The organism is Streptomyces sp. NPDC002133 (genome assembly GCF_040296405.1).
Classification (GTDB): domain Bacteria; phylum Actinomycetota; class Actinomycetes; order Streptomycetales; family Streptomycetaceae; genus Streptomyces.
The window spans coordinates 46452-68784 of record NZ_JBEOXF010000012.1 but is presented as its reverse complement, the minus strand read 5'-3'; the positions used below and the strand labels follow the sequence as shown (position 1 = coordinate 68784).

The window sequence follows — 22333 nt, the reverse complement described above, 5'->3', positions numbered from 1 at the left end:
TCGTCCAGTGGGCCTGGCAGACTCCGCTGCATGGGAATCTTCAACCGAGCCCGCAAGGCGGAACCGGAGGGCGCCACGGCAGGTGCCGATCACGTCGATCCGACCGACCTGAGCACCCTGCTCCTGCAGGGCGAGGACATGATCGACCAGCTGGCCCGCGCGCACATGTCCTGGGGGCTCGGTACGGCGGATCGGTGGGGGCTTGATCAGCGCACCGGCGTCGTCACCTGGACGTTCCCTGACAAGGTCGCCACCGCGTCGGCGCAGATCCTCGGCAGTCACAACCCCACGGCGGGCTCGTGGCTCTGGGCGTGGGCCAACCAGAGCGTCCTCCCCGAGATGAGCCGCGACGCCCGCGCAGTCCGTGACTGGGCGGAGGCTCACGGTCATCCGGCCCTCACCGAGCCGAAGGTCGACGCCGACGAGCGGCAGGCGGCGACGCTGGCCGCCCTGGCCGTCAGGATCACCAAGGCTGCGGGCTTCTACCGGGGGTCGGGCGGCAGCTCGATCCCGGTCTTCACGTTCGGGCCGGTCACGCTGACCGCCGAGGACGGCAGCTCGTCGACCTTCACGATCGACATCGGGTGAGGGCCATGAAGACCGTCGGCCTGATCGGCGGCATGAGCTGGGAGTCCAGCGCCGAGTACTACCGGCTCCTCAACGAGCTCGTACGGGAGCGGGTCGGCGGGCTGCACTCCGCCCGCTGCATCCTGCACTCCGTCGACTTCGCCGAGATCGAGGAGCTCCAGGTCGCCGGGGAGTGGGACCAGGCCGGGGAGATCCTCGCCGAGGCCGCCCGCGGGCTGGCCGCCGCGGGCGCGGACTTCCTGCTGATCTGCACGAACACCATGCACAAGGTCGCCGACCAGGTCGCCGCGGCCGTCCCCGTACCGCTGCTGCACCTGGGCGATGCCACCGCGGAGGCCGTGAAGGCCGTCGGTGTCGGAAAGGCGGGGCTGCTCGGCACCGCCTTCACGATGGAGCAGGACTTCTACCGCGACCGGCTGGCCGGGCACGGACTCGAGGTGCTCACCCCGGACGCCGCGGGCCGCGCGGAAGTGCATCGCGTCATCTACGAGGAGCTGTGCCTCGGAGTCGTACGGGAGGAGTCGCGGCGCGCCTACCAGCGCGTCATCGGCGAGCTGGTGGATCAGGGCGCCGAGGGGATCATCCTCGGCTGCACCGAGATCGAGCTGCTGATCCGCCCCGAGGACAGCCCCGTTCCGGTCTTCGCGACGACCCGGCTGCATGCGGAGGCGGCCGTACGGGCGGCGCTGGGGGAATGAGCTCCACCCGGAGCACCCGGTCCCTTTCGCCCCACCTTTCACAGAGCTTTACATCGCTTCACGGCTTGGTCACGGCTTGACCCGCTCGCCCTATCCCCGGGGGATTTCGGCCGGTACCGTCCTGTCCGGGGAAGCTCGAGGGGGAAGTCCGGGGCCGGGGGGTCGTGTTGAGCGCTGTGCACATTCGTGTCGTGAAGCCCGGGGAGCTCGACGAGGGGGAGGCCGAGTCCTGGCGCGAGCTGCGCGCCAAGTCCGGCGCCCCCGCCAATCCCTTCATGGAACCGGAGTTCACCCTTGCGGTCGCGGGGGTCCGGCTCGGCGCGCGGGTCGCGATCATCGCGGACGACGGGGTTCCGGCCGGGTTCTTCCCGTACGAGAGAGGGCCGTTCGGACACGGCAGGGCCATCGGTCTCGGCGTGTCCGACTGCCAGGGCGCGGTGCTGCGGCCCGGGCTCCGGCTGGCCTCCCGTGAACTGCTCCGCGCGTGCGGGCTGTCTGCCTGGGAGTTCGACAATCTGGAGGCGGGACAGACCCTCTTCGTGCCGGACGGGGTCGAGGAGTTCGCCTCGCCGGTGATCGACGTCGGCGAGGGCTACGCGGCGTACGAGGAGGGCCTGCGGGACCGCTCGCCCAAGTTCTACCGGACCACCACCGCCAAGGAGCGAAAGCTCGGGCGGCAGGCAGGGGAGACGCGGTTCGTCTTCGACGAGCGCGACCCGGCCGCGCTGCGCACCCTCATGGAGTGGAAGTCCGCGCAGTACCGCAGGACCGGCCGCCGCGACCGCTTCGCGCAGGAGTGGATCAGCATGCTGGTACGGCGGCTGCACGAGACCCGCACGCCCGGCTGCTCCGGGGTCCTGTCGGTGCTGTACGCCGCGGACCGGCCCGTCGCCGCGCACTTCGGGCTGCGCTCACGCACCGTGCTGTCCTGCTGGTTCCCTTCGTACGACACCGAATTCGCCAAGTACTCGCCGGGGCTCATCCTGCATCTGCGGATGGCCGAGGCCGCCGCGGGCGAGGGCATCGGCATGCTCGACCTCGGCCGCGGCGCCGCCGAGTACAAGGACGCCCTCAAGACCGGGGAACTCCGCGTCCACGAAGGCTCCTCCACGCGCCCGGGGGCCAGGGCGGCGCTCTACCGGCTGAGCCGCGAGCCCGCCCGCCGTGCCCACAGCTACGTACGGAACCGGCCACGGCTCGCCGGATACGCGCAGCAGGCGCTGAGCCGGGTCGGCCGCCTGCGGCGCCACTGACCGGCACCCACATCCCAGCATCGGGGGGACGCACATGCCGCACAGCCCGAACCGCCCGCACAGACTCCGCAGCATGCAGGTCGCCGAACTCGACCTCGACCCGCCCGACTCCTCCGGCCCTGCCCGGGTGCTCTCGCTGCGCCCCGGGCCCGGAGGGGCGCCCGTCACCGCAGGCGAGGTGTTCGTGCTCGTACGCTTCCGCGGCCGCCCCGTCGCGACCCTGACCGGGACCGTTCCCGAGGGCACCGACCCGGCCGAGGCGCTCGCCGCGCTCGCCCGGGAGCGGCTGGGCGGGATGCGGGCGCCCGCGCCCGAGCCGTACGGCGACCTGCCCCGCACGAGCGTCGTCGTCGCCACGCGCGAGCGCGCGGGCCGCCTCGCCCGTGCCCTCGACTCCCTCCTCGCCCAGGACCACCCGGACTTCGAGATCGTCGTCGTCGACAACGCGCCGGTCACCGACGCCACCCGGGACCTCGTCGAGCACAAGTACATGGACCAGGTCCGCTATGTGCGCGAGCCCGTGGCCGGACTGGCCGTCGCCCACAACCGGGGTGTCGCCGCCGCCGACGGCTCCGTGATCGCCTTCACGGACGACGACGTCGTCGCCGACCCGCACTGGCTCACCGCGCTCGGCGCGCCGTTCGCCGAGGACCCGCGCATCGGCTGCGTCACGGGCCTCATCCTCCCGGCGCAGCTCACGACGCCCGCGCAGATCCTCCTCGAAAGCCACGGCGGCTTCGCCAAGGGCTTCGCGCCCCGCACCTACGATCCGGCGCGCCCGCCCGCCGACGAGCCGCTGTTCCCGTTCACCGCGGGCCGTTTCGGCTCCGGCGCCAACATGGCGTTCCGCACGGGCGCGCTCAAGGCGGTCGGCGGCTTCGACCCGGCCACCGGTACCGGTACCCCCGCGCGCGGCGGAGACGACCTGTACGCGTTCGTGCGCATCCTCGCCGACGGCCACCGGCTGCGGTACACCCCGGACGCGCTGGTCTGGCACCACCACCGTGAGACCCCGCAGGACCTGCGCAACCAGGCGTACGGCTATGGCGCAGGGCTCACCGCGTATCTCACCGCGCTCCTCGCCCGCCGCCCCGCCCTGCTGCCGGCGCTCCTCGCCAGGCTGCCGCGCGGACTCGCCCACGCACGGGCGATGACCGCCCACCGTGAAGGCGGCGAGGGGGTGCCCGGCGAGCACGGCACCCCCACCCATCCATGGCCACGCAGCCTCTCCCGGTTGGAGCGCCGGGGCATGTTGTACGGGCCGCTCGGGTACGCCAAGGCCCGGCGCCGGGTGCGCGGCACACCGCTTCCCTGGGAGGGCCGATGAGCACACCCCGGACGCTTCGCGCATCCCGGGCACCGCGCATACCCGTGCTGCTCTACCACGCCGTGATGGACGACCCGCCGGACTGGATCGCCGAATTCACTGTCAGCCCCCAGGAGTTCGGCGCCCAGCTCGACGCGATCGTCGCGAGCGGCCGCACCCCGGTCCGGATCGGCGCGCTCTCCGACCATCTCGCCGGACGCGGCGAACTCCCGCCCCGGCCCGTCGTGCTCACCTTCGACGACGGCTTCGCCGATCTCCCGGGACCCACCGCCGAGGCGCTCGCCTCCCGCGGGCTGCCCGCCACCGCGTATCTCACCACCGGCGCCATCACGCCCGGCCTCGGCAGTCTGCTGCCGCCCGCGCCGATGATGACACTCGCGCAGGCACCGATGCTGGAGCAGTACGGCATGGAGGTCGGCGGGCACACGGTCACCCACCCGCAGCTGGACACGCTCGGGGCGCGGCGGCTGCGCCACGAACTGCGCCATTCCAAGGAGGTCCTGGAAGACACCCTCGGCCACGAGGTGCGGCACCTCGCCTACCCGCACGGCTACAACAGCCGGGCCGTGCGCCGGGCCGCCCGGGCCGCCGGCTACGAGTCCGCCGTCGCCGTACGGCACGCACTCAGCTCGGAGACGGACGAGGCGTTCCGCATCGCCCGGCTGATCCTGCGCCGGGGCCACACCGTCGCCGACGTCGAGGCCTGGATGGACGGTGCGGGCGCACGGGTCGCCCCGTACCCGGACTCGCCGGCCACGATGGGCTGGCGGATGTACCGAAGGGCGCGGGCGGCGGTGAACGGACCCGAATTCGCGGGGTGAGACAGGTGATGAGCCGGGTCAAATCCGGTACAGGTTCCTATACTTCGCTGAAGGGGACAGCGGCGTGACGGTCGCGACCACATCCGTGGGGGGAGTCGCACAGTGCAGCAGCAACGCGTGCCCACATCGGTCACCGGGAGCAGTGTGCTGCCTCCCACCGAGCCCGACGACACCGCGGCGGCGCCGCCCGCGCCGCCCGCCCGAAGACGGCTCCACTTGTTCGGCCCGCAGACCCTCTTCAGTCTGCTGCCGCTGCTCGTGGCCGCGGGACTCTGGCTCCACGCCCTGCCCCGCATCGGCTTCCGCGACATCGGCGACTACGGCCTGCTGGACCGGTTCCCGCTCACCTTCTACGTCGCGCTCGCCGTCCTCACCGCCGGCTTCCTCGTCGCCCTGCGGCGCGCCGGGACCGCACCCTGGTGGCCGGTCGGCTACTGCGTCGCGATGCTCGTCGCGCTCAAGGCGCCGCCCGCGGTGCTGTACGACTCGGTGCGCTACGCCTGGGCGTCCAAGCACGACGAGGTGATCGCGCGGCTCCTCACGGAGGGCACGGTCGACCCGACCGCCGAGCTGTCCGGCGGCATGTCCGCGTACGACCAGTGGCCGGGCTTCTTCTCCCTCAACGCGGCCCTGGTGAGGGCGTTCGGGGTCGAGGGGGCCGCCTCGTACGTCAACTGGGCGCCCGTCGTGCTCGGCGTGCTCACGCTGCCGGTGCTGGTGCTGATCTACCGCACCTTCAGCGACGACTGGCGGCTCGTGTGGACGGCCGTCTGGATCTTCCAGCTGGCCAACTGGGTGGGCCAGGACTATCTCGCCCCGCAGGGCTTCTCCTACCTGCTCTATCTGACCGTGATCGCGGTCGTGGTGCGGCACTTCGTCCGGCCCGGATCGGCGGGACCGCTGCGGGACCGCAGCGTGCTCGACCCGGCCGCGGCCGCCGTGCCGCCGCCCACCGGCACCCGGCAGCGGGCGATCGCGGTCGTGATCGTCGTCCCGCTGATCGGCGCGATCAACGCCTCGCACCAGCTCACCCCCGTGATGCTGTGCGCCACGCTCTTCGCGCTGAGCCTCACACGCCGCTACCGCAACTGGGGCCTGCTCGCCGTCGCCGGCGTGATCATGCTGGTCTGGGACCTGACGATGGGACGGGTGCTGTTCCTGGAGACGCTCGGCACCCTCCGCGACTCGGCGGGCGATCTGCTCTCCAACTCCCGTGCCGGGTACGCGGGCGAGCCGACCGGCCCCGGCCCCGAACTCGTCGGCACCGCCAATATCCTGATGGTGCTGGCCCTCGCCGTGCTCGCCGGTGCGGCGGTGCTGCTGCGGCGCCGGCTGACCCGCAGCGCGCTGCCGCTGCTGCTGGCCGCGGCCGCACCCGTACCGATGTTCGCCGTCAACGACTACGGCGGCGAGATGCTCTTCCGTGTCTATCTGTTCGGGCTGCCGGGGACCGCGTTCTTCGCGGCGGCCGCACTCGTCCCTGCCGTCGGCGGGGCGGGGCGGACGCTGAAGGCCGCGCGCCGGGTCTCCGTCGTCGCCCTGCCCTCGGTGCTCGTCGCCCTGCTGGCCGGCTTCCTGCCGTCCTACTACGGCAAGGAAGGCATGCACTACGCCCCGCCCGCCGAGATCGCACTCACCCGGCAGGCGTTCGACCGGGCCCCGGACGGGGCGCTGATCCTCGCGACGACGGGCTCGTTCCCGGGCGCGTACTACCGCTACGACCACTACGAGCGCTGGTTCTTCACCGAGCAGGACGTGCCGGAGAACCTGAGGATGCTCCGGGACCCGGCGGGCCATCTGGCCCGCGGGATCCCCGAGGGCCGCGTCGCGTACGTGATCCTCACCCCGACCCAGGAGAAGGCGGTCACCGGCGAGGGTTATCTGCCCCCGGACGGCTTCGCCACGCTGAAGGCCGACCTGAAGGCGTCCCCGCTCTTCCGCGTGGTGGAGGAGAGCGAGCACGGGCTGGTCCTGCGGTATGTCGACGACTAGCGGCTGTGGGCATGCGTTCCGCAGGCCCGCCGGCACCGCCTGGGGAGCGCCTCCCGGGCGAAGCCCCCGGGCGGAAGCTCTGGGGGAGGGTGGCACAACCCACGGTGCGGGTGCCCGTACCCGTGCGTCCAGCCCGGTCCCGGTGACATGGAGGTCGCCATGCAACTGAACCCCGCACAGTCCAGAGCCGCACGCGTCGCCCTCGCCGCCTCCGGCTGGCTCGCGCTCGCCGCCACCGCGCTCCCCGGCGGATCGCCGCTGCGCTGGATCCCGGTGCTGGCGTTCGTCACGCTCGGGCCGGGCCTCGCGCTGCTGTATCCACAGCCGCGCGAACTGCGCCCGGGTGCCCGGCTGGAGGCGCTGGCGCTGGCCGCACCCCTCAGCCTGTCGCTCGGGGCGCTCACCGCCACCTCGCTCTTCCTGGTGGACGCGTTCTCCTCGACCGCCTGCCTGGTGGCGCTGGCGGCGTTCGCGACGGTGGCCGCAGCGCTGCCCGGTGTGCCGCTGCCGGCGGCCACCAGAGGGGCGGCCGAGCGCATCAAACCCGGCCCCGGGAGGGGCCGATGACCGGGCGTCACACGCGTGTCGAACCATGGCCGGGCACGTACATGGCACTCGTCCTCGCGGCCGTCGGGGCGTTGCTCGCCGGAATCGGGGTGTGGTGGATCGCCGCATCCGACGGAAAGGAGGACGATGCCGGGCCTTCGGGCGGTCATGGACTGCCCGGCAACGCGGCGTCGGGGGCGTTACCCGACGGGTCCTGCGCCCCCACCGGGAAGCTGGAGCCGCGCTGCGGGGCCTGGTGGGGTGCGTATGTTCCGTACGCACGGAGCGGCTCCCTCACCGAGGCCGTGTACGCGTTCGAGAAGAAGATCGGCCGCAAGCTCGATCTCGTCTACAACTACCACGACATGTCGAACAGCCCGCTCGACGGCGAGCTCCTCACCGCCGACGAGCAGGAGCTCGGCCGCGACCGGCTGCTGATGCTGGCCTGGGAGTCCACGGTGTGGACCGAGCCGCACCACGCGGGCTGGACCGAGACCCAGCTCGGCTGGAAGAACATCGCGTCCGGGAAGTACGACCGCGACATCATCGATCCGCAGGCCCGCCGTCTCAAGGCGTACGGCAAGCGGATCTTCGTCTCCTTCGACCAGGAGACCGACTTCCGCATCAAGGAGGGCGCGGGCACCCCCGAGGAGTTCGTCGCCGCCTACCGTCACATCCACGACCGGTTCGCGGAGCTGGGCGTCGACAATGTGGTGTGGGTGTGGACGGTCTCCGGCTATCTCGGTCACGCGGAGCAGATGAAGCAGCTCTATCCGGGGGGCGAGTACGTCGACTGGATCGGCATGGACCAGTACAACTACTACCTCTGCCACAAGTCGCCGAACTGGCTCGACTTCGACCGCAGCCAGCGGCCTTCGTACGACTGGCTGCGCGCGAACATCTCGGACCGGAAGCCCATCATGCTCGCCGAGTTCGCCACCGCCCCCGATCCGACGCAGCCGCGGCGCCAGCGCGACTGGTACGCCCGCATCCCCGAGGTCGTCCCCACCCTGCCGCGCGTACGGGCGCTGGTGCACTGGAACCGACCGGTGCCGGGCGTGGGCTGCGACCTCACCGTCAACGACGGGCCAGGTCTCGAGGGTTACCGCGAGGCGGGCCGGGACCCCTACTTCAAGCAGCCCGTCCCGACCCGCTGAGGCGCCGGTACGCCAGCGACGCGACAGCCGTCGCGAGGGCGCCGGTGAACACCGGCAGCGCGGCCCTCGCCACGGCGTCCTGCGCCGCCCAGCCCGCCACCGCCAGCACCCACACGGCGCCCGCCGTGAGCCGTTCCGGTGCACCGACGGCGTGCATCGACACGGCGGCGAGCGCCAGGCAGAGGAGCTGGAGCACGGCGGGCAGGACGGCCAGGACGCCCTTCGCGCCGTCCAGCCCGGCCACGTCCGCGAGCAGGTCCGCGAGCGCCCCGGGCCAGGCCCCGCCGGCCGGCTCGGGGCTGATGCCGAGCAGCGGCGGCGCACTGTGGAGCGCGGCGAAGGTGGTCAGCAGACCGGCGGTGAGCAGCACGGGCCGCAGCCGGTGCAGCGACACGGCGGCGCAGTGGACGACGATCAGCAGGATGCCCGCGGTGACGGTGACCGGGGGCAGCGCGTGGAGCAGTTCGGTGCCGGACAGCCGCTCGGCGCCGACGTCGTCGGCCCGGGACAGCGGGATCCAGAACAGCCCTGCGGCGAGCCCGAGAAGCAGCCACAGCCAGGTCACGGGCCAGGATTCGTCACCGCGCGACTCCTGCCCGGCGGGGTCGCGGGGCTGCTCCGCCATGTGCACGGGGATCCCGAACGCCGGAGTCGCCGTCTCGTGCACGCCTCGCAGGTACACGGTCTCCCGTGTCCACTCCGCGTCGTATCCGCCGCCCCCGGCGGCCGTGGCCGCGCGCCGCTCGGCGGCCCGACGGGCCCAGGTCGTGCCGTATTCGGGCGCTGCCGGCCGCCGCGCGAACAGCCTGCCCGGCCTGGAGGGCCTCGGCTCGCGTCCCGCCAGCGCCGCCCGGATCCCCGGCGCGGACACGGCGGCCATCACCGTCATCGACAGCGCCATCGCGAGCCCCGCCCCGGAGATCCCGACAGGCCCGAGCAGCACCGCGGCGCTGCCCAGCACCAGCGTGCACATCGCGCCCTGGAGCACGGCGAGCACACCCGTGCGCCCCTGGACGCGCAGCACCCCGATGTACAGCTCGACGACGACGCGGGGCAGCGCCGCCGCGGCCAGCAGCCGAAGGACGGTCGTGCCGTGCGCGGCGTAGTCCGGGCCGAACGGGGCGAGGATGTGCGGCGCGAACACCACCAGGACCAGGACGACGGGCACCAGCAGGATCACCATCCGCCGCAGCGATCCGCGTACCCCGCCGGCGAGGGTCTCGGGGCTGTGCGAGGCGTGCGCGGTGAGCGAGGAGGCCATGTTGATGGCCATGAACTCCATGGTGCCGCCGACGGTGTACGCGATGTAGAAGAAGCCGTTGTGTGCGGCGTCGAAGCGGACGGCGACCATCACCGGCAGCAGGTTGATCATCGCCAGCGAGAACAGCGCCCCGACCGAGTCCCCGGCCAGGAACCGCCCGATGTCCCGCAGCCGCGGCGGCTCCCGGTCCCGGTCGGCGGCGGCCTGGCGGGGGATGAGCCGGCGGAACACCAGCCAGCCGAGCGGGAGTACGGAGAGGGCGATCGCCGCGGCCCAGGAGACGAAGACACCGAGGACGGGCATGGCGGTGGCGAACGCGGCGAGCAGCAGCAGCTTGCCGATCGAGAACACGGCGTTGCCGACGGGCACCCAGACCGCCTTGCGCAGCCCGGTCAGCACCCCGTCCTGCAGGGTCAGCAGAGCCCAGGCCACACAGGCGGCGGTGAAGACGAGCCCGGCGGTGAGCCCGCGCAGCGGGGCGTACGACGGCCCCCAGAGGTCCAGCGTGACCAGGAAGACCGCGCACGCCACGCACACGACGGCCGAACTGGCCGCGTACGCCCGCCACACGAGTGGCCCGGTCGCCCGCCCGGCCCGCGGCACGTACCGCACCACCGCGCCGATCATCGTCGTCGCCGTGATCGACGCGAGCAGCCTCATCGCCGCGATCGCCGCCGACCCCTGCCCGACGGCCTCCTCGGTGTAGTAGCGAGCGGCCACCAGCCAGAACCCGAGCCCCAGCGCGGCCGACACCCCGGTCGACAGCATCAGCGCATAGGCGTTCCGGAACATCGAGTCCCCGCCGGCCGCCCCGGCGCCCGTCTCACTGTGGAGGGGCGCCCCGCCGCTGTCGACGGCACCGGTGGCCTGGCGGACTCGCGTCGTCTCAGCCACCGCTCGCGCCCTCCGGGCCCTCGGCCCGGCGCTCGGGATGCGCGGGCCCGGCGCCGAAGGCTGCCGGGACCTCTGCCGGCCGCGCCCCGGACTCCCGCAGCACCGCGAGGATCCGGTCCGCCGCGAGCGGGTCGGCGGGCAGCGCGTGACGGGCGAACCAGCGGGCCGCTCCGGGGGAGGGGGAGACATCCGTGAAGAGCTCGGACGCGTAGTCGTCGAGCGGCGGGTCGTACAGATAGCCCGTGGTGATGCGCCGACGGGCGAGTGCGGCGATCGCGGCGTCGCGGTCCTCGACGAGGAGTGGAACGCGGAACAGCGGCTGGACGGGTCCGGATCCGGGCCCGGGTGCTCCCCAAGGGCTCGCCAACAGCCTTTCCGTACCGGCGAGATGCGCGGCGAGACGCTCGTCGAGCCGGTCCAGCAGCCGGGCGGTGCGCCGGTGCCGGGCGGGTCCTGCCGCGATCCGGTAGTCGTGCATGTCGACGCGTATCCAGGAGTGGAACGGAGCGAGCGCGGGCGCCTCCGCCACCGCCTGTTTCAGTTCTCCCCCGCGCAGCGGCATCCGGATCTCCTCGCGCTCCTCCATCCCGAGCAGCCGCATCAGCGCCCGCGCCGCCCGCACGAGGCGCAGCCCGCGCACGCCTGCCTCCGCGTACGGCCTTAAGGCATAGGCAAGTTCGGACAAGAGACGGGACGGTACGAGCAGGTCGTCGCGCGCCTCCTTCAGCGACTCCCGCAGCGCCGGGTCGACGACGGTCACAAAGCCACCGGTCTTCGCCGCCGTGTGCTTGGAGAGGCTGAAGACCGACGCGTCGCCGTACGCACCGACCGGCCGCCCGCCCACCCGTGATCCGATCGCGTGCGCCGCGTCCTCCAGCAGCGGGATGCCCAGCGCGTCGCAGCGGGCGCGCAGTTCGGGCGCCGGGTCGGGATTGCCGTACAGATTCGTCGTGAGGACCGCGGACAGGCCGTGCCACACGGAGTCGGGCACGGCCGCCACATCGACGGACCCGTCCCGCGGATCGAGTGGTGCCTGGACGGGCCGGAGCCCGGCGGCGAGCACCACGAAGAAGATGACGTCGTCGTTGACCGGCGACATCAGTATTCGTCCGCCGGGCCGGCACGAGTGGCGCAGCGCCACATACAGCCCGAGACGGCACGACGGCACGTACAGACATTCCCTGCCGAGGCGGTCGCGCATCCGCGCTTCCAGCGCCTCCCCCATAGCCACACCGTCCCCCCAGAGCCCCCGGCTCAATGTGGCCCATACCGGACCGCACCGTCAATAAGGCGGAAGGGCCCATCCCTTGACGGAATGGACCCTTCGCGTGGCTTCGCGCGGGGGAGCCGGGGACGGCGGACCGCGGGAGTCACTCCTCGATCGTGAGGCCCTTTCGCAGTCTCCTCAGCGTGCGGGAGAGCAATCGCGACACATGCATCTGAGAGATGCCGAGTTCGTCCCCGATCTCCGACTGGGTCATGCCCGCGACGAAGCGGAGGGACAGGATCTTGCGGTCGCGCGACGGCAGCGAGGCGATGAGCGGCTTGAGGGACTCGATGTACTCGATGCCCTCGAGGCCGTGGTCCTCGTAGCCGATGCGGTCCGCGAGGGCGCCCTCGGTCTCGTCCTCCTCCGGCTGGGCGTCCAGCGAACTCGCGGTGTACGCGTTGCTCGCCGCCATGCCCTCGACGACCTCGTCGTTGCTGATGCCGAGCTGCTCGGCGAGCTCCCCGACGGTGGGTGCCCGGTCGAGCTGCTGGGCCAGTTCGTCACCGGCCTTCGCAAGGTCGAGGCGGAGCTCCTGCAGCCGCCGTGGGACGCGCACGGACCACGAGGTGTCGCGGAAGAAGCGCTTGATCTCGCCGACTATGGTCGGCATCGCGAAGGTCGGGAACTCGACGCCCCGGCTGAGCTCGAAGCGGTCGATCGCCTTGATGAGGCCGATCGTGCCGACCTGGATGATGTCCTCCATCGGCTCGCTGCGTGAGCGGAACCGCGAAGCGGCGAACTTGACGAGGGCCAGGTTGAGTTCGACGAGGGTGTTGCGGACGTACGCGTACTCGTGGGTGCCTTCCTCGAGGGCGTCGAGGCGGGCGAAGAGCGTCTTCGACAGGGCCCGCGCGTCGACCGGTCCGACTTCGTCGAAGGGCGGGATCGCGGGGAGTTCGAGATCTTCGAGGTGTTCGGCGTGCGTGTACTGCTCGCTGTGCGCGAGCGCGGTGGGTTCTTCGAACTGGCGCTTCGGGCGTTTCGACGGCGCGTGGGGGGTACGCGTTTCGTCGAGCCGGGGTGACATGGGTGTCCTCCATCGTTGTCGGCATAAGGCTGCCGGTGCCGTACGTGTCGCTGCGGTGTGCGGCGTCGCCTCCAAAGCCGGCCGTCTTGGTGGTGTCCCTACTAGGCCTACCCGCTTCTGACCGAAGGTTGCAAGTGTCAAATGTCCCATATGCCTGATTTTTGGGGGAGTTCGACTACCGATGGGGTGTAGAGAAGGCGTAATGTTCTGCGAACGTCAACGGCATCGGCGAAGAGGACGTTCATGGACCGCGGGACGGTCGGTAGCGCGAATCGGGGCCGGCTTCAGGTCGAAGTTCGCACCGAGGGTCACAGTGAGATCGTGACGCCGTCGGGTGAGCTCGATCACCACACGGCCGACTTGTTGCGTGCGCCACTCGATGAGGCGCTGGATCAGGGCCGCACACGCTTGGTGGTGGACTGCTCACACCTCGAGTTCTGCGACTCCACCGGACTCAATGTGCTTCTCGGGGCCCGGCTCAGGGCCGAGGCGGCCGGGGGAGGCGTGCATCTGGCCGGGATGCTGCCCGTGGTGGCCAGGGTCTTCGAGATCACCGGTGCCGAGGCGGTCTTCAGCGTCCATGACTCGCTCGGAGCGGCACTGACCGACTGATCACCGCCCGGGCCGGATGACGGGTGTCGTCTCGATGCGGCCGGGCAGAAGAACCCCGCGGACTGTGCAGGTTCCTGCACTCTGCGTACCAAAACCATCGCGAACCGGTGAATCGGTGAGGTGAAGCGCTGATGAGCACCACCCGGCAGCATCCGCCGGGCGACCGCGGCCCCGAGCCGGACTGCGCGGGCCCGGAGCCGTCCGCCGTCGAGGCCATGGCCTCCGGTCCCGTCGACGGTGTGCGTGCCCTCTCTCTGGGCAGCGCCAGCGGCATCGTTCCGCTCGCGCGCGACTTCACCCGGCAGGCCCTGTACGACTGGGGCTGGCTGCCTGCCGCGTCCGCCGACCGCAGAGCCGCCGCCGAGGACGTCCTGCTCGTCGTGTCGGAGCTGGTCACCAATGCCTGCCTGCATGCGGAGGGCCCCGAGGAGCTGCGGGTCTCCAGCGACACCAAGGTGCTGCGCCTGGAGGTCTCCGACCGCGGCACCGGCCAGCCTGCGCCGCGCACCCCCCACCGGGCGGGCCGGCCCGGTGGGCATGGGATGTTCATCGTCCAGCGACTCTGTCTGGACTGGGGCGTGCTGCGTACCCCCGGGCTGCCCGGCAAGACGGTGTGGGCGGAGCTGGCTGCCCCCTCGTAGCGGCCGGAACGCCGCGGTTCGAACCCGTATTTGAAGCTGTTGTGGAGCACGGCGATCCGCCGTGCTCTTTGTCTTCCCTCCATCAGGGCCCGGGCGTACCTTGAGCGCCCAATCTGATGTGTCGTCAGTAACGTGTGGCGACTTCCCGGCATGAGGGGAACTCGAGGTGTCGTACCAGAAGCGGACAGCTCTCACGCTGGCAGCGGCGGTGGCGGGCTCGGTGGTGCTGATGGCCGCCCCCGTCGCCCATGCCGTGGTCGTGGACGTGGACTACCAGTGTCAGACGCCGATCGGGCCGAAGGGTGCCGTGTCGCCGATCGACATCAAGGCCGTCAAGAGCGGCTCCGGCTATCAGCTCACGATGTCGTTCCAGAAGGGCGTCTCGTCCAGCCCGGTCGAGCTCGGCAAGGGCGCCATGAACCCGAGCGCGCTGATCGAGCTCGGGGGCGCGGACAGCGGGACGCTGAAGGTGTCCGGGCCCCCGAACCCCGAGGCGGTGCCCGCCAACACCCCCATCAAGATCAGTGACCTGACGGGTACGTACACCCCGAAGAAGACCGGCAAGGTCACCTTCACCGCCGGGGTGCTGACCATCAAGGCGCTCGGTACGACCACCACGTGCACGCCCGAGAACAACCCGAAGCCGTCGCTCGAACTCGACGTCCGGGCAGCGGGCGGCGGCGGTGCACAGTCGGCATCGGGCTCGGGCGAGCTGCCCAAGACCGGTCCGCTCGACTCGGCGTTGGCGCTCGGCACGCTCGGCGGCACGGTGCTGCTCTCCGGAGCGGCGGGAGTGCTGTGGCTGACGCGCCGCGGTGCGCGGTCCGCGAGCTGACCGCGGGGGAGCCGTGATCACTGCTGTTGCCGCCGCAGCCGCCGCTGCCGCTCTGCTGAGTGTGGTGTCCGCGACCGCGACCGCACCCGCGACCGCACCCGCGACCGCAGCTGTGCGCGCTCCCGCGCCCGCCGCGCCGGGCGCCGAGCCGGGCTGGACGGCGGAGCCCGCGGCGGGCAGCAGACCGTACGTCTATCTGGAGGGCGCTCCCGGCACGGTGATGGAGGACAGGCTGTCGGTGACGAACCGCGGCACCGAGCCGCTGACCGTGCGACTGCGCGGGGCCGCGGCCTACAACACGAAGAACGGCGAGTTCGCGGTGCGCACCTCCCGTGCGGGCACGGGTAGTTGGATCGCCCTCGCCTCGGAGCGGGTGACCGTGCCGCCGCGCACCCGCGCCGACGTGCCCTTCGCCGTCACCGTTCCGGCGTCCGCGACGCCAGGCGACCACCCCGCCGCGATCGTCGCGACGGCCGGCGGCCGCGAGGTGGGCGTACGCCTCCATCTCCGCGTCAGCGGCCCCACGCTCGCCGCGCTCACCGTCGAGGACGTCCGCGTGGAGGGTAAGCGGATCCACTACGCCCTGGTCAACCGGGGCAACACGGTCCTCGCCCCACGCCTCGCCCTCCGCGCCGAGGGCTTCACCGGCGAACTTCTGGCACGCCCGGCCCGCCCGCTGCCGCTCGAGCTCCTCCCCGGCCGGCGGGTCGAACTGACCGAGCCCTGGCCCGATCACCCCGTCCTCGACTCCGTCGACATCACCCTCCGGGTCACCGCATCGGGCGGCGCCCACGGCGAGGCCACGGCCTCCGCGGTGTACGTCCCCTGGGCTGCGGTGACGGGCGGCGCGCTCGCCCTCGGGGCGGCGGCCGGGGCGGTGGCGCTGTGGCGCGGGCGCCGCCGCGAGGACGAGGCCCTTGAACAGACCGACACCGAACGGCACCTGGCAGAGGCGGGAGTCCAACCGTGAACGGCGGTACGCGTACCCAGCCCGTCCGGCCCGCCCGGGCGTGGTCCCGCCTGCGGCGGGCACTTCCCCTCCGCGCCCCTTCCCGGACCGGGGCTTCGCCCCGGACCTCGATACGGGGCCCCGCCCTCATGGAGCCCGTCCGGCGTTCGAGGACGGACACGCGGGTCCACCCGACGGTTCCGGGCGCAGCCCGGGGGTCTGGGGGCTCGCCCCCCGTTCGGGAGGGGACGGGGCGGGGAGAGGGCACCCCGCGGGCGCCACGGCCCCCCGCACCCGCGCGCCACGCACCCGCGCCCCCCGCACCCGCGCGCCACGCACTCGCGGTGCTCCTCACCGCGCTCCTCGCCACCGCCCTCGCCCTCGCGGCAGCCGTCCCCGCCGCCCACGCCGCCGAGGGCAAACCGGCCGTCAGCCTTTCCCAGAAGCAGGCGGGCAAGGGTGGCGACATCACCGTCACCGGCACCGGCTGGCGTCCGGGCGCCCTTCTGATGATGCTGATCTGCGGCCAGTCCTCGCCCGAGCGAGGCGTGATCGGCGGCACCAACTCCTGCGCCAACGCCGACGGCCGCGCCGTCACCACCGACGCCAAGGGCACCTTCAGCAAGAAGATGCCGGTCGCGGAGCCCCCCAAGCCCTGCCCCTGCGTCGTGCACGTGGCCACCGTCACCGGGGAACAGGGCACCGTGGACGCGCCGTTCACCGTGGCCGGCCATCCCACCGCCCCGCTTCCGCAGCCCACCGCCGGCGGAAAGCTCGCCGTGCTCGCGACCGTCGAGCTGCGCGGGTCGAGCGGGCTGCTCGTGTGGTTCGGCGCCCCGCCGAGCCGCGAGCTCGTCTTCACCGTCGGCAATCTCGGCTCGGCCCCGGTCGAGAACCCCGTCTTCCGGGTCGGCACCGCGCACGGCGTGTTCGCCCCGCAGTGGGAGGAGCGACAGTGGCGCGGCACGATCGACCCGGGGAAGAAGGCCCAGGTCAGGCTGCCCGTCCAGCTGTCGGCGGGCGCGCACGGCGACTACCAGGTCTCCGTGAAGTACGGCTCGAAGGTGCTCGCCGAGCAGCCCTGGGGGGTCGGCCGGCCGTGGGGCGTGACGCTCTTCTGGCTGCTGCTGGCCGTCGTCGTACCGGCCGCGCTGTTCCGGATCGGCATGGCGGTCGTGGACCGCGTACGGCCGCACCGCGGCGGTGGCGGCCGCCACCGGAACGCGCCGGTCGGCACTCCGGCCCACGCACCGGCCAGGGGCGCCGACCGGCCCGTACCCACCGCCACGGTCGCACTGCCGTGGTTCACCCCGGACTCCGCACCGTCAGAGAACCGACCCACAACGAAGGGACACACGTGAGCACGCAACGGAGGATGAGCGCGGCGGGGGTCGCGCTGATGCTCTGCGGCGCGGGGATCCTGCTGACCGCGGGACCGGCCCACGCCGCCGAGGTGTCGTACAAGACGGAGTGCATTCCCCCGGCGATCTCCGGCCTGCCGCCCGTCCAGGGCACCACCAAGGTCCAGATCACCGCTCCCGCCGAGGCGAAGGTCGGCGACGAGATCGAGGTCGTCTGGAAGACCGTCGAGGCCGCGTCCAAGAACCCCGACGTGCTCGACCTGGAGAAGGACACGGTCAAGCCGACCGGCACGGTCAAGGTCACCGGGGCACAGACCGCCGACCTGGCGGTGGAGGGCCCGCGGCAGAACCCGCCGATCCCCAAGAACAGCCCGATGGTGCTGCCCGACATGAAGGGCAAGCTGACACTGACGGCACCGGGTGAGATCACGCTGACGCCGGACAAGTACAACATCAACGTCTCCAAGCCGATCTCGACGGACACGAAGTGCTCGCCGAAGGAGACGGTGCAGCCGGCTGCGACGATCAAGGTGACGCAGGGCGGGGGCGGCACGACGGGCGGCACGACCGGCGGTCTGCCGACGACCGGCGGTACGACGGGCGGTCTCCCCACAACGGGCGGTACGACGGGTGGTCTGCCCACCACGGGCGGCCTGATCACGGGTGGCGGCACCTCGGGCGGCAGCGACTCCGGCGGTACGACCTCGGGCGGCACCACGTCCGGGGGCAGCACGTCGGGCGGGAGCACCGGCGGCGGTGGCGGCCAGACCGACTTCGAGGGCAAGGAGGTTCAGGTCGCCTACTCCTGCAAGACCCCGATCGGCGACAAGAACGCGGTCTCCCCGGTCAAGATCAACGCCAAGAAGAACGGCGGGGACTTCGACCTCACCGTGAAGTTCTCCAAGTCGGTCATGGACAGCCCGGCCGACATCCCGGCCGACTCCGTCAAGCCCTCCATGGAGGTCAAGCTCGGCGGCGCCGACACGGGCTTCGTCCACGTCGAAGGCCCCACGAACCAGGAGCCCATCAAGGCCGGCGACCCGATCGAGATCCCCGATCTGACGGGTACGTACAAGCCGGGGGCCAGCGGAAAGTCGACGCTCAGCCCGGGTGTCCTCACGGTCATGGCTCTCGGTACGACGACGACCTGTACTCCGCCCGCCGACGTCGAGGTCTCGCTGGAGCTCGACACCTCGGCCCAGCCGGGCGGCGCAGCGGGCGGCTCCGCCTCCGGTTCGGCGGGTGGCGGCGACGCCTCGGGCGGCGGGCTCGCCGACACCGGCGCGGAGGACGGCGAAGCCCTCCACGCCCTCGCCCTCGCGGCGGGCACGGTGATTCTGCTGGGCGGCGCGGTCTTCACGTTCACGCCGTGGCGCAGGCTGCGGGGTAATCGGTAGCGCGCGTACTCCTGCCCCTCCCGGACGGGGGCAGGAGTTCCGGGCCCGGGCCTGAACACTCAAATCTCGCTCAGAACTTCCCCCCTCCGCCTGGGGCCGTTTTGCTCGATGATCAACTGCCCCGCTACGGTCTGGGTGTTCACCCGAGTGAAGGGTGGAATCGACCAACTGCCGGATGTCGCAGGTAGACGGCGTGCTCATGGCCGTCGGGGCGCCCGGTGCACAGAAAGGAACGCACATGCGTTGGGGGAAGAAATTCGCAGTGGGGACGCTCGCCGTGGTCATGGGTGCAGGCGGAACCGGGCTGTTCGTGGCTGCGCCCGCCCAGGCCGTCGGCAAGTACAGCTGCAAGGCGTACGCATCGCTGGACAAGCTCGGCCGCCCGACGGCCTACTCGGCCTGCAAGTCCGGTGGCACGAAGGCGGTCGGCACGCACCGCGTCCAAATCAAGTGCGACCAGGTGCAGGGCGCCCGGGAGCAGGTGGTGACGCACACCCTTTACGGTCCGTGGGTCGGTCCGGGCAAGAAGTCCACGGTGCGCTGCGGCACGAAGAACTTCCTGCGGGGCTTCAGCGTCCAGACGCGATGACGCCATGAGAACGGGACTGGCCCGGCACACAATGCGTGCCGGACCAGTCCCGTCGTCCCGTGAAGGGGAGCGTGTCAGTGCACGCCGCCCATGAGGGGCTGGACCTTCTTGCGGTACATGAAGATCGCGACACCGGCCACCGCTGCGAGCGCACCCAGGCTGGCGAACCAGCCCTGCGTGTCGGTCGGGGTGCCGATCAACTGCAGCAGCGCGACGACCGAGTTGCCCGCGGTCACGGCCAGGAACCAGACGCCCATCATCTGCGAGGCATACTTCTGTGGCGCCAGCTTGGTGGTCAGCGAAAGGCCGACCGGAGAGAGCGTCAGCTCACCGACGGTCTGGATGAGGTACACCGAGACCAGCCACATCGGGGTCACCTTGGCGTCGCCCGCTGCGCCTTGCGCCAGCATCATGACGCCGAAGGAGGCGCCGATGAGCACCAGGCCGAAGGAGAACTTGGTCAGCGTGCTCGGCTCCTTGGAGCGCTTGGCCAGCGCCACCCACACCCAGGCGAAGACCGGGGCGAGAGCCATCACGAACAGCGGGTTCAGCGACTGGAACCAGCTCTCCGGGAAGGCGAAGCCGAACAGCGTGGACTCGGTGTTGTTCTTGGCGAACAGCGACAGCGTCGAGCCGGACTGGTCGTAGATCGCCCAGAAGGCGGCGGCGGCCACGAAGAACCACACGTACGCGGACATCCGGCTGCGCTCGACCTCGTCGAGATCCTTGTCCCGCTTGACGCGGAGCAGGTACCAGGCCGGAAGGGCCAGACCCAGGATGGTCAGCGGCCACAGTGCCCAGTCGATGGTGAACACGCCGGCCAGGCCGATGATGGCGTACGCGGCGGCGGCGACACCCAGCCAGATCAGGGCCTTCTTCAGCACGGCGGAGCGCTCGGCGGCGTCCAGGGGCGCCGGGACGCGGCTGGACTCCGGGTTCAGGTTGCGGAAGCCGAGGAAGAAGAAGAGCAGACCGATGGCCATGCCGACACCGGCCATGGCGAAACCGAGGTGCCAACTGACCTTCTGGCCGACCCAGCCGATGGTCAGCGGAGCGACAAAAGCACCGAGGTTGATGCCCATGTAGAAGATCGTGAAGCCACCGTCACGGCGCGAGTCGTTCTTGTCCGGGTACAGGTGGCCGACCATCGTGGAGATGTTGGCCTTGAGGACACCGGAGCCGACCGCGATGAACGCGAGACCGATGAAGAAGGAGATCTGCGCCGGGACCGCCAGCAGGAAGTGGCCGGTCATGATGATGACACCGGCCACCGCGACGGCCTTGCGCGCGCCCCAGAGACGGTCGCCGAGCCAGCCGCCCGGCAGTGCGAGGAGGTAGACCATCGCGTTGTACACGGAGTAGATCGCGACGGCCGTCGCGTCGTTCATCCCGAGTCCACCGTCGGCCACGTTGGTGGCCAGGTAGAGCACGAGCAGGGCCCGCATGCCGTAGAAGCTGTAGCGCTCCCACATCTCGGTCATGAACAAGTTGGCCAGGCCGCGGGGGTGGCCGAGGAACGTCTTCTCGGGGCCGGGGGTGCCGGTCGAAGCGCTCGTCAGGCTGGACGCCATGTCGATCCTTGCTGCTCGGGACGCGTCCGCTTCGTTGAACGGAAGTTCGCGCCCGGTGGGGGGCGGCCGGCACCGGCAAGGGAGGTCCCGCCCCACGCCCGAGGGGCCCGTCCGTCGTTGGCGTACGAAGACGAGGGACACGTCCGCACCGGGATCCACGCCCCGCGCGCAGCGTTGCGTTGCGCGTGAGGCCCGGCCCACAGGTCATTCACTGTCCCGGGACCGGTGCTGACCGGACCCGCGCAGAAAAGAGACCTTTGGTGCTAAGCAGCCAAAGGTCCCGGGGTGGTGCTACAGGCGTCTAGTCACCATACGGCATGACAGTGGGGGATATGGAAGGTCTTGAGACGAGGATCACAGGTAATCGTGGAACTACCTGCCATGAATCGAAGGCCACCAACAGGATCTCATCCCACAGCCGCAGGCCTGGCCGATCGCCCTCCGAGGCGTCCCGTTCGCGGACTACCATCAGCCCATGACCCGTGTACTGCTCGCCGAGGACGACGCATCCATCTCCGAGCCACTGGCCCGGGCCCTGCGCCGGGAGGGTTATGAGGTCGAGGTCCGCGAGGACGGTCCCACCGCCCTCGACGCCGGGCTCAAGGGCGGGGTCGACCTGGTCGTGCTGGACCTCGGGCTGCCGGGCATGGACGGCCTCGAGGTGGCGCGCCGTCTCCGTGCCGACGGGCACACCGTGCCGATCCTGGTGCTGACCGCCCGCGCCGACGAGGTGGACACGGTGGTCGGCCTGGACGCCGGCGCCGACGACTACGTCACCAAGCCCTTCCGGCTCGCCGAGCTGCTCGCCCGGGTCCGCGCGCTGCTCCGCCGCGGCGCCACGGAGCCGGCCGTCGCACCCGCGACGCACGGCGTGCGGATCGACGTCGAGTCGCACCGCGCATGGATGGGCGACGATGAGCTCCAGCTCACGGCCAAGGAGTTCGACCTGCTCCGGGTCCTGGTGCGGGACGCCGGCCGGGTCGTGACCCGGGATCAGCTGATGCGCGAGGTCTGGGACACCACGTGGTGGTCGTCCACGAAGACCCTCGACATGCACATCTCCTGGCTGCGCAAGAAGCTCGGTGACGACGCGGCGAACCCCCGCTACATCGCGACGGTCCGCGGCGTCGGCTTCCGCTTCGAGAAGAGCTGACGCCTTCCCGGGTGGGTCCTGCAGGAGCGCCTCGTCTCGGCGCCCGGGCCCGGCTCCGGCCCGCGTTTCCGCCTCGTCTCGGCGGCGGTCCGATCCGGCCTGCGTGTTCGCTCTGTTCGGCGCCGCGGGTCGGGGCGGTACTCCGCTCTGTTCCGGCGCCCCGGCTCCGGCTCGTGTTTCCGCCTCGTCTCGCGGCGGCGGAACGATCCGGCCCGCGTGTTCGCGCTGCCTCGCGCCCCGTGTCCGGCCCGTACTCCGTTCTGCCCTTGCGCCCCGGGTCCGGGCCCGTCCGTCCTTCCAGCACGGACACACGGGCCGCGGTGACGGTCCGGCACGCGCTTCGAGCCCGTCCTTCCTTCGAGGACGGACACCCCTGCTGCCCGGGCGGGCC

The 22333-nt window shown here is 71.7% G+C and carries 20 protein-coding genes; 16 read left to right on the top strand and 4 right to left on the bottom strand.

All coding sequences use genetic code 11. The features are described 5' to 3' along the window. Nucleotides 1–30: 30 nt before the first annotated feature. From ABT078_RS15565 to ABT078_RS15530, 8 genes are all read left to right on the top strand, one after another. On the top strand, nucleotides 31–588 hold the full coding sequence (locus ABT078_RS15565) for a DUF6882 domain-containing protein (RefSeq protein WP_351227831.1): 558 nt from the start codon (nucleotides 31–33) through the stop codon (nucleotides 586–588). A 5-nt stretch (nucleotides 589–593) separates the two neighbouring features. Beyond that, the gene (locus ABT078_RS15560; protein WP_351227829.1) at nucleotides 594–1286 is read left to right on the top strand and encodes an aspartate/glutamate racemase family protein; all 693 of its coding nucleotides are present in this window, start codon (nucleotides 594–596) and stop codon (nucleotides 1284–1286) included. Nucleotides 1287–1462: 176 nt separating this feature from the next. After that, nucleotides 1463–2539, top strand: a complete 1077-nt coding sequence (locus ABT078_RS15555) for a GNAT family N-acetyltransferase (protein WP_351227967.1) — start codon at nucleotides 1463–1465, stop codon at nucleotides 2537–2539. Nucleotides 2540–2612: 73 nt separating this feature from the next. Further along, nucleotides 2613–3866 carry a glycosyltransferase family 2 protein gene (locus ABT078_RS15550; protein ID WP_351227827.1) on the top strand — a complete coding sequence of 418 codons (1254 nt, stop codon included), beginning with the start codon at nucleotides 2613–2615 and terminating at the stop codon, nucleotides 3864–3866. Further along, a complete protein-coding gene (locus ABT078_RS15545; RefSeq protein WP_351227825.1) occupies nucleotides 3863–4687 on the top strand; it encodes a polysaccharide deacetylase family protein in 825 nt (274 codons plus the stop codon). Before ABT078_RS15550 ends, ABT078_RS15545 begins: the two co-directional genes overlap by 4 nt. A gap of 102 nt (nucleotides 4688–4789) precedes the next feature. Beyond that, nucleotides 4790–6679, top strand: a complete 1890-nt coding sequence (locus ABT078_RS15540) for a hypothetical protein (protein ID WP_351227823.1) — start codon at nucleotides 4790–4792, stop codon at nucleotides 6677–6679. Nucleotides 6680–6838: 159 nt separating this feature from the next. After that, nucleotides 6839–7246: a hypothetical protein gene (locus ABT078_RS15535; RefSeq protein WP_351227821.1), complete on the top strand. Its 408-nt coding sequence runs from the start codon at nucleotides 6839–6841 to the stop codon at nucleotides 7244–7246. Further along, nucleotides 7243–8382: a glycoside hydrolase family 26 protein gene (locus tag ABT078_RS15530; protein WP_351227819.1), complete on the top strand. Its 1140-nt coding sequence runs from the start codon at nucleotides 7243–7245 to the stop codon at nucleotides 8380–8382. Before ABT078_RS15535 ends, ABT078_RS15530 begins: the two co-directional genes overlap by 4 nt. On the opposite strand, the gene ABT078_RS15525 is transcribed toward ABT078_RS15530, so the two are convergent. The 3 genes from ABT078_RS15525 to ABT078_RS15515 all read right to left on the bottom strand — a co-directional run bounded on the left by ABT078_RS15525 (nucleotide 8357) and on the right by ABT078_RS15515 (nucleotide 12834). Further along, entirely contained in the window at nucleotides 8357–10537 is a 2181-nt protein-coding gene (locus tag ABT078_RS15525) for a lipopolysaccharide biosynthesis protein (protein WP_351227817.1), read from the bottom strand. The genes ABT078_RS15530 and ABT078_RS15525 overlap by 26 nt on opposite strands. Further along, entirely contained in the window at nucleotides 10530–11738 is a 1209-nt protein-coding gene (locus ABT078_RS15520) for a DegT/DnrJ/EryC1/StrS family aminotransferase (RefSeq protein WP_502981227.1), read from the bottom strand. Before ABT078_RS15520 ends, ABT078_RS15525 begins: the two co-directional genes overlap by 8 nt. 169 nt (nucleotides 11739–11907) lie before the next feature. Beyond that, nucleotides 11908–12834: an RNA polymerase sigma factor SigF gene (locus ABT078_RS15515; protein WP_351227813.1), complete on the bottom strand. Its 927-nt coding sequence runs from the start codon at nucleotides 12832–12834 to the stop codon at nucleotides 11908–11910. Nucleotides 12835–13077: 243 nt separating this feature from the next. Here ABT078_RS15515 and ABT078_RS15510 point away from each other — a divergent pair, with 243 nt between their 5' ends. The 7 genes from ABT078_RS15510 to ABT078_RS15480 all read left to right on the top strand — a co-directional run bounded on the left by ABT078_RS15510 (nucleotide 13078) and on the right by ABT078_RS15480 (nucleotide 19218). Beyond that, entirely contained in the window at nucleotides 13078–13446 is a 369-nt protein-coding gene (locus ABT078_RS15510; RefSeq protein ID WP_351227811.1) for an STAS domain-containing protein, read from the top strand. Between the two features lie 131 nt (nucleotides 13447–13577). Beyond that, nucleotides 13578–14087, top strand: a complete 510-nt coding sequence (locus ABT078_RS15505; RefSeq protein ID WP_351227809.1) for an ATP-binding protein — start codon at nucleotides 13578–13580, stop codon at nucleotides 14085–14087. Nucleotides 14088–14253: 166 nt separating this feature from the next. Continuing rightward, nucleotides 14254–14922, top strand: a complete 669-nt coding sequence (locus tag ABT078_RS15500; protein ID WP_351227807.1) for a peptidase — start codon at nucleotides 14254–14256, stop codon at nucleotides 14920–14922. Between the two features lie 13 nt (nucleotides 14923–14935). Then, nucleotides 14936–15892, top strand: a complete 957-nt coding sequence (locus ABT078_RS15495; protein WP_351227805.1) for a COG1470 family protein — start codon at nucleotides 14936–14938, stop codon at nucleotides 15890–15892. Between the two features lie 128 nt (nucleotides 15893–16020). Beyond that, on the top strand, nucleotides 16021–17232 hold the full coding sequence (locus ABT078_RS15490) for a hypothetical protein (RefSeq protein ID WP_502981226.1): 1212 nt from the start codon (nucleotides 16021–16023) through the stop codon (nucleotides 17230–17232). A gap of 14 nt (nucleotides 17233–17246) precedes the next feature. Beyond that, the gene (locus tag ABT078_RS15485; protein ID WP_351227965.1) at nucleotides 17247–18629 is read left to right on the top strand and encodes a hypothetical protein; all 1383 of its coding nucleotides are present in this window, start codon (nucleotides 17247–17249) and stop codon (nucleotides 18627–18629) included. 238 nt (nucleotides 18630–18867) lie between these two features. Next, nucleotides 18868–19218, top strand: a complete 351-nt coding sequence (locus tag ABT078_RS15480) for a hypothetical protein (protein ID WP_351227801.1) — start codon at nucleotides 18868–18870, stop codon at nucleotides 19216–19218. Nucleotides 19219–19292: 74 nt separating this feature from the next. Here the strand turns inward: ABT078_RS15480 and ABT078_RS15475 are convergent, their stop codons facing one another. Next, nucleotides 19293–20789 carry a peptide MFS transporter gene (locus ABT078_RS15475; RefSeq protein ID WP_351227799.1) on the bottom strand — a complete coding sequence of 499 codons (1497 nt, stop codon included), beginning with the start codon at nucleotides 20787–20789 and terminating at the stop codon, nucleotides 19293–19295. A 475-nt stretch (nucleotides 20790–21264) separates the two neighbouring features. Here ABT078_RS15475 and ABT078_RS15470 point away from each other — a divergent pair, with 475 nt between their 5' ends. Continuing rightward, complete coding sequence (locus tag ABT078_RS15470; protein WP_351227797.1) at nucleotides 21265–21942, top strand: response regulator transcription factor; 678 nt, start codon at nucleotides 21265–21267, stop codon at nucleotides 21940–21942. Nucleotides 21943–22333 lie beyond the last annotated feature (391 nt).